Genomic DNA, 12,462 nt, shown 5'->3' with positions numbered 1-12,462 from the left:
CCTCTCTCTAGTTTGGTGCTAGGTGCAGGCGGGGGTAGTGTTCTGACGTCAGTCCCTGGATGGCTCCTTCCTTTCGACTGACAGGTAGACGGGCAGTGCGACGAGCAGCAGAAGCAGGCACCAGAGGCCCGCCTGAGGTCCGCTGCCGTAGACTGTCCAAAGGGAAAAGATGAAGGCGACCAGCGCATAGGGCCTATAGGGGCCAAGGCGGATGCCGCCCCATTCCTCGTCGCGCGGACGTGTCAACGCCACGAAAAGCGCGCCTTCGACCAGGCTGCAGAAAACGTAAGGCACCATGGCTGCCGCGGTCGATAGGTCGACGGCGAACCGGTAGACGGCCATCAGCCCGGAGACGCCCGAGGTCTGCAGCACGAGAAGGGCGGAGGCGAGCGTCATCGACACGGCAATGCCCCATTGCGGCACCCCGCGACGCGAAAGGCGGCCGAAGACCGGCGGGAACAGCCCGTCGCGGGCCGCCGCCATCGGCACTTGCGCCATCAGCAGTGTCCAGCCGTTGAGCGCGCCGATCGAAGACAGTACCACAGCGGCCGCCAGCACCGTGCTTCCCCACCAGCCCCACATCATGAAGGCTGCATCGGAGAAGGGTGCGGCGGAGCGGGCGAGCGTTTCGCGCGGCACGGTGCCCATTACCACGAGCGTGCCCAGAATGAAGACCAGGCCGCAGCACAGTGTGCCGAGGATGGTTGCCCGCGGGATCGTGCGCTTCGGATCGTCGACGTCGCCGGCCGGAACGGTTGCCGATTCGATGCCGAGGAAGGCAAACATCGTCAAAGGCGCTGTCGCCGATATGAGGCCAAGCACGGAAAGTCCGCTCGGATTGACGGGCGCAAGGTTCTGCGGCTCGATCCAGAAGAGGCCAAGAAGCGCGATGGCGATGAACGGCACGAGCTTCAGGGCGACGGTCACCACCTGGAAGCGGCCGGCGCTCCTGACCCCGAACATGTTGACGGCGGCGACAAGCCACATGGCCGCCAGCGACACCGCGGTGAAGCCACCGGGCACCTGATGAAGGTTCGGAAAGAAGACCCCGAGATAGCCGGCAAAGGCCATGGCGATCGCCGGCAGCGACGCCCAGACCGAGATCCAGTAGGCCCAGGCGACGAGAAAGCCGGCGAAGTTGCCGAAGGCCATGCGGGTATAGGCATAGGGACCGCCGGTCGCGGGCCGGACGCTTGCAAGTCTGGCAAAGACGAGGCCAAGGCACATGGCGGCAATCGCCATGCCGATCCAGCCGACAAGGGCCGCTGCGCCGTAGGGCGCGAGGGCTGCGGGAGACAGATAAAAGCCGGAGCCGATGATGTTGCCGACGACGAGCGCCGAGCAGGTCCAGATGCCGAGACTTGGCCGCGCCGTCACCTCGGGCGGGGTCTTCTCGCTTCTTCCTGTGGTTGCATCAATCAGCTTCGTCATGGATGGGGTTGCTCCCTTGCCAAGAACGTCGCGAACTTATGAACTGTTTCTTATGGTTGCAACTGCTTTATTTCGCTCCACTATCGGTCGCCGCCCGCAGCAGCCTGACGATCGGCTATGATCGACCGGGAAGCTCAGCGCGCCGATCAGGCGCGATCGCCCGCGTTGCAGGCTTCTCATGAAACTATTCCATTTTTGCGATGCCGTTTTGTCGCCAACAGGGGTAGGGTCACCTGCGACGAAATGACTGCTTCGCGGTCGGGTCCTGCGTGTGGATTGAAGGCAAAAAATGACAAATATCAAGCGTTTACGGGTTCGCGATCTCGGTTTTCATCCCGGTGTCTACGCGCCCGGCCCCCTGAACGCGATCACCGATGTCGAAGGCGTGGCGGTCGGTCATGCAACCATCATCGAGGGCGATCGCATCCGCACCGGTGCAACCGCGATCCTGCCGCATGGCGGCAATCTCTTCCAGGACAAGGTGCCGGCGGCGCTCGCCGTCTTCAACGGCTTCGGCAAACTCACCGGATCCACCCAGATCGAGGAGCTTGGCGAGCTCGAGACAGCGGTTGTCCTCACCAATACGCTGGCGACAGGCCGCGCGATCGAGGCGGTCAACCATTGGACCCTGATGCAACCTGGGAACGAGAAGGTGGTGTCGCTGAATGCCGTTGTCGGCGAGACCAACGATTCGCGTCTCAACGATATCCGCGCGTGTCGGCCAACGGTCGAGGAGATCGGAGCAGCACTCGCCGCCGCAACGGGCGGACCGGTTGCCGAGGGAGGCGTCGGCGCCGGAACCGGCACGGTTGCCTTCGGTCACAAGGGCGGCATCGGTACCAGCTCGCGGCGGTTGGAGACGGCGGGCGAGATTCTCACGCTTGGGATCTTGGTTCAGTCCAACTACGGCGGTCGGCTCACGGTCTGTGGGCGGGCCTACGAGGCACCGGCGGCGCACGACAAGGACGGTTCGATCGTCATTGTCATCGCAACCGATGCGCCGTTGTCGGCCCGCAACTTGAAGCGTCTTGCCGCGCGGGCCTTCGGCGGCCTCGCGCGCACAGGTGCAGCGCTCAGCAACGGCTCCGGCGACTACGCGCTCGCCTTCTCGACGGCGCCGTCCGTGCGCCGCACCAAGGTACGGCGCGCCAAGATCGCCGAGTATCCCGATCTGCCCAACGACCTGATGTCGCCGCTCTTCGAAGCGACGATCGAGGCGACGGAGGAGGCGATCCTGAATTCTCTGACGATGGCGCACACCGTTGAAGGCTTCAATGCGGCGAGCGGCAAGCCAAGTCTCGTCGAAGCGATTTCGCTCGAACGGCTTCGGGCGCTTGGCAAGCCCTGACACTGCGTCGGGCCGCGACGTTCCCAACCCCTATCCAACGCAATCTCCTGGAGTTTCCATGTCCCAGTCTCCCATCCGCACCGTCTATCTCAACGGCGCGTTTCTGCCGGAACACGAGGCGCAGATTTCGATCTTCGACCGCGGCTTCCTCTTCGGCGACGGCATCTACGAGGTGACCGCCGTGCTCGACGGCAAGCTCATCGACAGTGCGCCGCACATGGCGCGGCTGGAACGCTCGGCGCGCGAAATCGATGTGCCGCTGCCGGTTTCGACCGAGGAAATCGTCGCGATCGAAAAGCGGCTGGTCAAGGAAAACGGCCTTGCCGAAGGCGTCGTCTATCTTCAGCTCACCCGCGGTGCGGAGGACCGGAACTTCCTGTTTTCGGCGGACCTCCAGCCGACCCTGCTGCTGTTCACCCAGGAGAAGACACTGGTGAATGTCGCGGCGGCGGACAAGGGGCTTTCGATCAAGTCCGTTCCCGACCAGCGTTGGGCGCGGCGCGACATCAAGAGCGTGTGCCTGCTGCCGCAGGTGATCGCCAAGCGCATCGCCAAGGCCGAAGGCTGCGACGAGGCCTGGATGATCGAGGACGGTTTCGTCACCGAAGGCGCGTCTTCAACCGCCTACATCATCACGGCAGACAACCGTATCGTCACCCGTGGCAACAGCCAGGTTACCTTGCCCGGCTGCACCCGGCTCGCCGCCCTGGCGCTCGCGGCCGAGCAGGGGCTGACGCTCGAAGAGCGGCCATTCAGCCTCGAGGAGGCGCTGAACGCCCGTGAAGCCTGCCTGACGAGTGCCTCGAATTTCGTCGCCCCGATCACCCGCATCGACGGCAAGCCGGTCGGCTCGGGCACACCGGGTCCGATTGTCCGGCGCCTGCGCGAACTCTATCTGGAGCATGCGCGGCGGACAGCGATCTAGGCGGTGGTTTCCAGGCTCTGCCAGACCCGTGCGATGACCGGGCGTCGGTTCTCCCTGGCGCGATAGAGCCGGATCTCGACGCTGATGTCCCAGCGCGGGTCGGCGGCGCGCACCAGCGAACCCGCCGCCAGTTCGGCTGCCATCAGGCTCTCGGGCACCCAGGCGATCCCCCAGCCGGCTTCCGCCATGGCCTTCAGCCCGACCGACATGCTGCCCTCGTGCACCCTTTGCGAGGGCGGCAGGTCTGCACCGATCAGGTCGAGCAGGAGCTGGCCGAAGAAGGACGACTTTTCGTAGCTCAGATGCGGGAAAGGTGCTGCGCCATTTTCCAGTGAGTGCCGGGGTGCGCCGGCCCCGTCCGCCGCGGACACCGGGAGGATGCGCTCGTGCCCGAGCACGCGGTGCTCGAATGCTTGCGGATCGAGAAGGTGGGGGACTTGCGTATGCGCATAGGTGAGCAGGAAATCGCATTCTCCGTCGACCAGCGAGTTGAGGTTCTCCTCCATGCTGCCGGAGTCTGGGCGGAGCCGCGAGTAGAGTGGCCCCGCCTTGGCGTTCATGCTCGTCATCCATCGCGGGAAGAAGGTGAAGGAAAGCGTGTGCAGCGCCGTCAGCCGGATCGTGCGCGCATCCGTGCCTTCCTCCTCCTTGAGGTCGCGGCGCGACTGGTAAAGCTGCTTCAGCGTCGCCTGCGCCACGGGCACGAATTTTGCACCGGCTTCGGTCAGGCGTGACGGATAGCTCGCCCGATCGACAAGCGTCGCGCCGAGCCAGGCTTCAAGTTGCCGGATGCGGCGGCTGAAGGCCGATTGGGTGACATGGCGCTCGTCCGCCGCCTTGGAAAAGTTCAGCGTGCTGGCAAGCGCCAGAAAATCCTCAAGCCATTTGATTTCCAAGGGGACACACTCCAGAAGCCCGCTTCGCCCAGCCATTCGCGAGGGATGGGACTTCTTTGCGGCAGCGTCTCGGTCTCATCAACAAAAATCAGCTGCGGCGGTACTCGATCATGCGGGCGCGGCTCGTCACCAGTTCGAGGTGATCGGGTCCAAGGAGATTAAGGCAGATGCGCTTGACCCACGGGCCGTCGCGCAATGTGAACAGGAAGCGGCCGTTGCCGAGCGCTTCAAGCGCCGTGGTCTGGCGCACCGGGCCGATGCCGATCGAGAGCAGGCCGTCGGCGATCGTGAGTTCCGCGCCTTCGTCCGAGCGCCACACGCCGGAGAGAGAAGCAGGAACCGGCTCGCCGATCCTTGCCGGCAGGAAGCGTCTACCCGCATGGCCGACCTCGCCGACAAGGGCGGAACCTTCACGCCGAAGGCGCAGCGGTGAAGAGGCCGAGCGCGAGGAGACCCAGCCGTCGCCGTCATCATAGAGCGTCTCGTCGGCCTCGAGATAGGTGCAGGTGCTTCCCTTGATCGCAATCCACCAGGGCCCGCTTTCGGTAACATAGAGGCCGTCACCGAGGTCGGAAACCGGAACCGGGAGCGCGAGGGCGTTGAGCGCGGCCATGCCTTCGAGCGCGATCTTGTAACCGTTGGTGTCCTCGCGATTGGAAACGACGACGAGGCCGGACCGGGTCGCGGGGTCGAGCAGGAAATAGGTCTTGTAGCCGGGGTGCGAACCGCCGTGACCGACGAATTCGCGTTCGCCCAGCCAGGACTTGCGCAGGCCGAGGCCATAGCCGGTCGGCCGCCCGGCGGCGAGAATGCGTGTCGCCTGCAGCCTGTCGAAAAGACCGGCGAAACGACCGCCTTCGGCAAGGAGAGCCTGCAGCCAGCTGACGAGCGCGGCCGCGCTGCCAGTCAGGCTGCCCGAGGCGGAGATGTGCAGACCGGCGGCAGAAAGCTGCCAGCGTTCGCCCGAGTGCCAGTAGCCGGGAACGAGGTCCTTCACCGGGTCGTTCCAGACGTCCGGTGCCTTCAATGCGACACCGAGCGGTGCTGCAATCTCTCGCTGGACGAAATCGTCGAAGCGGAAGCCCCGGCGTTCCAGCGCCGCTTCGACGAGGCGATAGCCGGTGTTCGAATAGGAGACCTCGGTGCCGGCCGCAAAGTTCAGCCGCTCCAAGCGCGAAATGTAATCGAGCAGGGCCTCGGCCCTGGTTTCGGTGTAGACGGACAGGCCGAGCAGGGACAGGCATTCGCGCGTGTCCGGCAGGCCACCGCTCATGTCGAGCGCCTGTCCCACCGTCACTGCGGCAAGCGGTGAACGCAATTCCGGAAGGTGTTGGCCGAGCGGATCGTCAAGACCGATGATGTCGGCATGGGCGAGCACCATCGCCGAAAAGACGTGTTTGGTCAGCGAGGCATAGCGCACGACGCTGTCGATCGTGAACGGCGCAAACGTGGAGAGGCTCTCGACGCCTGCCGCATGAGAAAAGCGAATGCCGGAAGCATCGAAACCGATGACGGCGCCGCCCGGAGCATGCGGCGACCATTGGGCGGTCAGGCGTCTCGCCGTAGCTTCCGCGGCTTGCCAATCGAGCGCTGCCGGCTTCGTCATATCCAATCTCCGTCCTGATCGCGGGAAGGGTTGCCCGCGTGCAGACCTGACTAAGCACAAGAGCGCCCTGTGCGGCCAATTCCGATTCCGGCTGGTTCCATGCACGGTTTGCATTTGCCCGACATGTCTTCATTGGGTTAGGCCGGCAGGGAAAAAGGGTGCGGCTCGCGTGCCCAATGTCTATGGTCTGTCCGCGACTGTTGTTTGAGTCGCGCGCAGGATATCAGTTGAAAAGGCGGTTCAGAATTGGCGACGCAAGCGAAAATCCCGGTCTTTGACGGACACAACGATGTGCTGTCGCGGCTCTGGCGTTCGCCGGGCGGCGCGCCGGAACGCCGCTTTCTCGACGGCGTCGACACCGGGCATATCGATCTCGACAAGGCGGAGACGGGCGGTTTGGCCGGCGGCCTCTGCGCCGTTTACGTGGCATCGCCCGGTCTCGCCAAGGACGGTAGCGGCGAATTCGCGACGCCGGATCAGGCCAGCGCACTTGAGGCGACGCTCGGGATGGCGAGCCTTTTGATGCGCATCGAACAGCAGTCGAAGGGACGCCTGAAAATATGCCGCAGCGCGACCGACATCCGCGACGCGATGGAAAGGGGCGCTTTTGCCTCGGTACTGCACATCGAGGGCATCGAGGCTGTCGGCGCCGATCTTGACGCGCTTTACGTGCTGCATGCCGCGGGCTTGAGGACGCTGGGTCCGGTCTGGAGCCGGCCGAACATTTTTGCCTATGGCGTCCCCTTCCGTTTCCCGTCCTCGCCGGACATCGGGCCCGGTCTGTCCGAGGCGGGCAAGGATCTGGTGCGCGCCTGCAACGAGCTGAAGATCATGCTCGATCTCTCGCACATGAACGAGCAGGGGTTCTGGGACACCGCCGCCTTGTCTAAGGCGCCGCTGGTGGCCTCGCATTCCAACGCCCACGCGCTCAGCCCGCACAGCCGCAACCTCACCGACCGCCAGCTCGACGCGATCCGCGACACCGGTGGTCTGGCCGGCATCAACTTCGGCGTCCTGTTCCTGCGCGCCGATGGCACCCGAAACACCGATACGCCGCTCTCGCTGCTGGTCGATCACATCGACTACATGGTCGAGCGCATCGGCATCGACCATGTGGCGCTCGGCTCGGATTTCGACGGTACGGCGATCCCGGCGGCGATGCGCAGCGCCGCCGATCTGCCCTTGCTCGTCGACGAAATGCGGACCCGCGGCTATGACGATGCCGCACTCGCCAAGATCTGCCACGGCAACTGGATCCGGGTGCTGGAAACGACCTGGGGCGAATGAGCCGCGGACATTCGAGCGGACGCCCCAGCACGCCTGTGACCCGATAAGCGTCATCGCCTGGAGCCAGATAACCTAGGTGCGAGGCGCAACAGGCAGCCCTTCGAGCAGGACGCCGATCGCGGCATCGACGACGGGCGCCCGCCGATCCCTTGCGTAAAGTCCGTATTGCACGGGAAGCGGTTTCGGCACGCCGCTCGCCGCGCCGAGCACACGCATGGCCGCCGGTCGGACCGATTCGGGCGGCAGCAAACCGATGCCGAGACCGTTTTCGATCGCCGCCTGCAGGGCGGTGACGCTCTGGCTGGTGAAGGTGATCCTGTGTTCGCGCCCGGCTGTCGCCAGCGTGTCGATCATGCGCCGGCGCCACAGGCAGGGGGCGGCGAAGGCGACGAGATCGAGCGGCCGCTCCGGCTCCGGGACGTAATCGAGCCCGCAAGCCCATTGCAGCTCGACATTCCAGGTGGTGACGGCATCCGCGACGACGGCGGATGTCGGTACGATCATGATGTCGAGTTCGCCTTCGAGCCAGAGCCTGCCGAGAGCAAGGCTCTGTTCGACGACGACATCGAGCCGGATTTCCGAGTAGCCGCGCCGCAGACGCCCGAGCGCCTCGGGCAGCGCCGTCGTCGCGACCTCCTCTGCAAGACCCACCCGGACGCCGCCGCTTAAATCTGCCTGCCGCAGGCGGGCGGCCGCTTCGTCGCCGAGCGCCAGCATCCGGGTCGCGTAGCCGAGAAACAACTCGCCCTCGGCTGTCGGTACGACCCCACGGCCGGTGCGTTGAAACAGCTGTCGGCCAAGCAGGGTCTCGAGCCGCCGCATCTGCATGCTGAGCGCGGACTGGGTGCGGCCGCTCTGGGTGGCGACCCGGTTGAGACTGCCCTGCCGGCAGACGGCGACATAGGTGCGCAGGAGGTCGATGCCGATCTGGTCAGGTATCACAATCTTTGAACTCTGTTGTCATCGATATCAATCTACAACGGGAGCGCCGGTGTGGCTATCTACCAACTGTGAAACCAGAGGAGCGCCGGGCACCAAACATGTGAGGTCGCCAGCCACCCCCAATTCAAGGAACGGATCCCATGAAAGCAATCCGCGTGCGTCAGCACGGCGGGCCCGATGTGCTCGCCTATGAAAACGTCGAGGTCGTAGCGCCGGGACCCGGCGAGGTCCGCGTTCGCAACCGGGCGATCGGCGTCAACTACATCGACGTCTATCTGCGAAGCGGCGCCTATCGGCCGCCACATCTGCCCTTCATTCCCGGCAAGGAGGGAGCCGGCGAGGTGATCTCGGTCGGCCCTGACGTCCAGGGCTTCAAGCCCGGCGATCGGGTGGCTTATGTCGAGGCGCTCGGAGCCTACGCCGAAGAGAACAACGTGCCGGCGCATTATCTCGTGCACCTGCCTGCCGACATCGATTTCGAGACCGGTGCTGCGATGATGCTGAAGGGCCTGACCGCGCAGTACCTCCTGCGTCGCACAGTCCGCATCGAGCCGGGACACACAATCCTCGTCCATGCCGCCGCCGGCGGCGTCGGCCTGACCCTGACGCAATGGGCGAGGCATCTGGGCGCCACGGTGATCGGCACGGTCGGTTCGGCAGAAAAGGCAGAATTGGCGCGCGCCAACGGCGCCCATCATGTGATCGACTACGTCAAGGAAGATTTTGCCGACCGCGTACGCGAAATCACCGGGGGCAAGGGCGTCGACGTCGTTTATGACGGCATTGGCCAGAGGACGTTCGAAGGGTCGCTCGACAGCCTGCGCCCCCTCGGACATTTCGTCAGCTTCGGTTCCGCCTCCGGTGCGATTGCGCCGTTTGACATCACCACGCTGGCGGCGAAAGGATCGCTCTACGCCACCTGGCCGCTGTTGCCGACCCATCTCGCGCGACGGCAGGACGTGCTTGAGATGACACAGGATCTCTTCGACGTCGTCGCCAGTGGGGCGGTCAAGATCCCGGTTCATGCCCGTCTGCCGCTCACGGAAGCGGCAGAGGCGCATCGCCGGCTTGAGGGACGACAGACAACGGGTGCTATGGTGCTCTTGCCCTAAGGATTGCGGACAACACCACCCCTGCTATTGACGGGCGCCGATGGCGGCGCCCAAACTGTCGAAGAGCGACGCGCGGGCTGGATCGATATGAACGCCCACCGCCTCACCCACCCGGAAAGGCGTGTCGGCGGGAGCGCTGACATTGATCAGCCCCAGCCTCCCGGCGCGCACGAAGACGCTCATGTTGCCGCCGAGATACTCGCTCGCCTCGATGACGCCACGGCAATGGCCCGCCTCCGGAGCGACCAGTGAGAGGTGTTCGGGCCGCGCCCCCACTTGTTCGGGCGCGGCCGCTCCCGGCATTGAAAGCGCCAGGTTGCCTTCGCCGCTGAGGTCTAGTTGCTCACCATCGCGACGACGGCAGGCAAGAAGGTTCATCTTCGGGCTGCCGATGAACTGCGCGACGAAAAGGTTCGCGGGCTTCTCGTAGAGGTCCCTGGGGCTGCCCTGTTGCATGATCCGCCCGTCCTTCATGACGACGATCCTGTCAGCCAGCGTCATTGCCTCGACCTGGTCGTGGGTCACGTAGATCATCGTCGCGCCGAGGGTGCGATGCAGTTTGGCGATTTCGAGCCGCATGTCGACGCGCAGCGCCGCGTCGAGGTTCGACAGCGGTTCGTCAAAGAGAAACCCGACCGGTTCGCGCACGATCGCCCGACCGATGGCGACGCGTTGACGCTGGCCGCCGGAGAGTTCCTTCGGATAGCGGTCAAGCAGCGGCGTCAGTTTCAGGGTGGCTGCGGCGGCTTCGATCTTGGCCCTGGCGGTTGCTGCCGGCACCTTGGCAAGCTTCAGGCCGAACCCCATGTTCTCGCGCACCGTCATGTGCGGATAGAGGGCATAGGACTGGAACACCATGGCGAGCTGGCGGTCGACGGGCGAAGCGGCGGTGACGTCGCGGCCGTCGATGGCGATCTGACCGGAGGTGGTTTCCTCAAGGCCGGCGATCATTCGCAAAAGCGTTGACTTGCCGCAGCCGGAAGGCCCGACGATGACGACGAATTCGCCGTCGGCGATCTCAAGGTCGAGGTCCCTGATGATCTCCACGGCGCCATAGCGCTTGCCGGCCTTGTTGAGCGAAATCGTTCCCATGCATCTCTCCCGGAAATATCAACCCTTGACGGCGCCTGCGGTCATGGAGCCGCTGATCTGGCGGTACATGACGAGGCCGAGCAGCATCGGCGGCAAGGCGCCGACCATCATCACGGCGGAAGCCACGCCCCACTGAACTCCGCCGCCGCTTGCGGCGAAGAAGAACGACGCGCCGACCGTGACCGGCACCGCCTTGGACGTCGTCAGCATCAGCCCGAACAGGAACTCGTTCCAGGCGGTGATGAAGCCGAAGATCAGGCTGGTGACGATCGCCGGCCGGCAAAGAGGCGCCACGACCTTTAAGAGGATCTGGGTCCGGCTCGCACCATCCATCAATGCCGCTTCTTCGAGTTCTGCGGGCAGGTCGCGGATGGCGTTGACGAGAATGACCAGCGCCAGCGGCAGATTGACGATCGCCAGGATCAGCCCCAGTCCGAGGCGGGTGTCGAGCAGCGCCAGCCATTGGAACATCATGTAGAGCGGGATCGCAAAGATGATCAGCGGCACTGCGCGCAGATTGACGATCAGAGGCAGCAGCGTGCGCTCGCCGAACTTGCCGCGGGCAATCGCATAGGCTGCCGGTAGCGCCAGCACCACGGCGAGAACCGTTCCCAAGGTGGCGACCGCGAGACTGTTGAAGAGATAGAGGAAGATGTTCAGCCGGTCCGAGACGTGAAAGACGGTCATGTAGTTTTCAAGCGTCGGCGCGTTCACCCAGAGGCCGGGATTGCCCGAGAGTTCGCGGGCGCTCTTGAACGAGGTCGAAAGCGTCACGAGGACCGGAAAATTAAGCGCGATCGCGGCAAGCGCGAAGACGAACCAGCGCAGCGCAGCGATCATCGCTTGGCTCCTTTTTTTCGGCCAGCAAGGGCGTTGAGGCCGTAAAGGACCATAAACGACGCGACGAAGAGGATGACCGAGGCGGCGACCGCCTTGCCGATCGCCCCCTGCTTGAAGAAGGCCTCGTAGATGTAGATCGACAGCGACGCCGTCGACCCGCCGGGTCCGCTGCCGGTCAGCACATAGACGTTGTCGAAGACGCGGAAGCCGTCGATGAAGCGGATGAGCAGGGCGGCCGCGATCGTCGGGCCCATCATCGGCAGTTCGATGAACCACAGCCGCTGCAGGCCACGCGCCCCGTCCATGGCGGAGGCTTCGGTGACTTCGGACGGGATTGCCTGATAGGCCATGTAGAAGAGCAGCAATGTGAACGGCGTCCATTGCAGCGTCTCGACGACGACCAGCGTCCAGAAGGCCGAGCCGGGGCCGAGAAACGAGACGCTGGCGCCGAGATAGGCCCAGAGATAATAGGGCACGGGGCCGACGAATTCGTGCAGGACAAGCCGGTACATCAGACCGACCAGCGCCGGCGCCACCATCAAGGGCAACATCAGGATCGCCAGCAGCCAGCTGCGTCTTTCGATGAGCGGCGACAGGAAGATCGCCAGAAAGAGGCCGAGCAGACATTCGAGCACAGCGGTCAAAAGCCCGAACCGCAGCGAGAACCAACTTGCCTGCCAGAAGGCGGCATCGTTCCAGACGGAGGCGAAGTTCTTGAGACCCGCATAGGCCGGCTGGCGCAGCGTCTCGAACGATACGTCCGAAACCGAGTAGACCAGGTTGACGACGGCCGGGAAGCCGAGGAAGACGAGCAGGAAGAGGATCAGCGGCATGGCGAGCAGCCGGAACTCAGGCGCATTGGAGTGTGGTCTGGCTATCGTCATGGCACCGATCTGTGTTGTCGGGACGTGGGGAAAGCGGACAAGGTATGTGGCTGCCGGTCGCGTGGCGGCCACTCCGGTGGTCGAGTTGCGGCACCTCTG

The 12,462-nt window shown here is 64.5% G+C and carries 11 protein-coding genes; 4 read left to right on the top strand and 7 right to left on the bottom strand.

The features are described 5' to 3' along the window. Positions 1 to 48: 48 nt before the first annotated feature. Positions 49 to 1,431, bottom strand: a complete 1,383-nt coding sequence (locus VGO12_RS04765) for an amino acid permease (protein WP_327511573.1) — start codon at positions 1,429 to 1,431, stop codon at positions 49 to 51. A 289-nt stretch (positions 1,432 to 1,720) separates the two neighbouring features. Between VGO12_RS04765 and VGO12_RS04760 the strand changes: the two genes are divergently transcribed. Further along, a complete protein-coding gene (locus VGO12_RS04760; RefSeq protein ID WP_327511572.1) occupies positions 1,721 to 2,779 on the top strand; it encodes a P1 family peptidase in 1,059 nt (352 codons plus the stop codon). A 58-nt stretch (positions 2,780 to 2,837) separates the two neighbouring features. Beyond that, positions 2,838 to 3,704 carry a D-amino-acid transaminase gene (locus tag VGO12_RS04755; protein ID WP_327511571.1) on the top strand — a complete coding sequence of 289 codons (867 nt, stop codon included), beginning with the start codon at positions 2,838 to 2,840 and terminating at the stop codon, positions 3,702 to 3,704. Here VGO12_RS04755 and VGO12_RS04750 read toward each other — a convergent pair. Beyond that, positions 3,701 to 4,600: a LysR family transcriptional regulator gene (locus VGO12_RS04750; RefSeq protein ID WP_327511570.1), complete on the bottom strand. Its 900-nt coding sequence runs from the start codon at positions 4,598 to 4,600 to the stop codon at positions 3,701 to 3,703. The genes VGO12_RS04755 and VGO12_RS04750 overlap by 4 nt on opposite strands. Before the next feature lie 88 nt (positions 4,601 to 4,688). Next, entirely contained in the window at positions 4,689 to 6,206 is a 1,518-nt protein-coding gene (locus tag VGO12_RS04745; RefSeq protein ID WP_327511569.1) for a serine hydrolase domain-containing protein, read from the bottom strand. Between the two features lie 246 nt (positions 6,207 to 6,452). Between VGO12_RS04745 and VGO12_RS04740 the strand changes: the two genes are divergently transcribed. After that, the gene (locus tag VGO12_RS04740; protein ID WP_327511568.1) at positions 6,453 to 7,493 is read left to right on the top strand and encodes a dipeptidase; all 1,041 of its coding nucleotides are present in this window, start codon (positions 6,453 to 6,455) and stop codon (positions 7,491 to 7,493) included. Positions 7,494 to 7,565: 72 nt separating this feature from the next. Here VGO12_RS04740 and VGO12_RS04735 read toward each other — a convergent pair whose 3' ends face one another. Beyond that, positions 7,566 to 8,435 (bottom strand): LysR substrate-binding domain-containing protein, encoded by an 870-nt coding sequence (locus VGO12_RS04735; RefSeq protein WP_327511567.1) that lies wholly within the window; start codon positions 8,433 to 8,435, stop codon positions 7,566 to 7,568. A 140-nt stretch (positions 8,436 to 8,575) separates the two neighbouring features. On the opposite strand from VGO12_RS04735, the gene VGO12_RS04730 reads away from it, so the two are divergent. Then, a complete protein-coding gene (locus tag VGO12_RS04730; protein WP_327511566.1) occupies positions 8,576 to 9,547 on the top strand; it encodes a quinone oxidoreductase in 972 nt (323 codons plus the stop codon). Between the two features lie 24 nt (positions 9,548 to 9,571). Here VGO12_RS04730 and VGO12_RS04725 read toward each other — a convergent pair whose 3' ends face one another. Genes VGO12_RS04725 through VGO12_RS04715 form a run of 3 tightly spaced genes read right to left on the bottom strand, consistent with a single transcriptional unit; the run spans position 9,572 to position 12,363 of the window. Beyond that, on the bottom strand, positions 9,572 to 10,639 hold the full coding sequence (locus VGO12_RS04725) for an ABC transporter ATP-binding protein (protein WP_327511565.1): 1,068 nt from the start codon (positions 10,637 to 10,639) through the stop codon (positions 9,572 to 9,574). Between the two features lie 18 nt (positions 10,640 to 10,657). Beyond that, a complete protein-coding gene (locus VGO12_RS04720) occupies positions 10,658 to 11,479 on the bottom strand; it encodes a carbohydrate ABC transporter permease (RefSeq protein ID WP_327511564.1) in 822 nt (273 codons plus the stop codon). Further along, positions 11,476 to 12,363, bottom strand: a complete 888-nt coding sequence (locus VGO12_RS04715; RefSeq protein ID WP_327511563.1) for a sugar ABC transporter permease — start codon at positions 12,361 to 12,363, stop codon at positions 11,476 to 11,478. Before VGO12_RS04715 ends, VGO12_RS04720 begins: the two co-directional genes overlap by 4 nt. Positions 12,364 to 12,462 lie beyond the last annotated feature (99 nt).

The organism is Ensifer sp., from assembly GCF_035999135.1.
Classification (GTDB): domain Bacteria; phylum Pseudomonadota; class Alphaproteobacteria; order Rhizobiales; family Rhizobiaceae; genus Ensifer.
The sequence above is the reverse complement of the archived record's forward strand: the minus strand, read 5'-3'. Positions and strand labels throughout refer to the sequence as shown.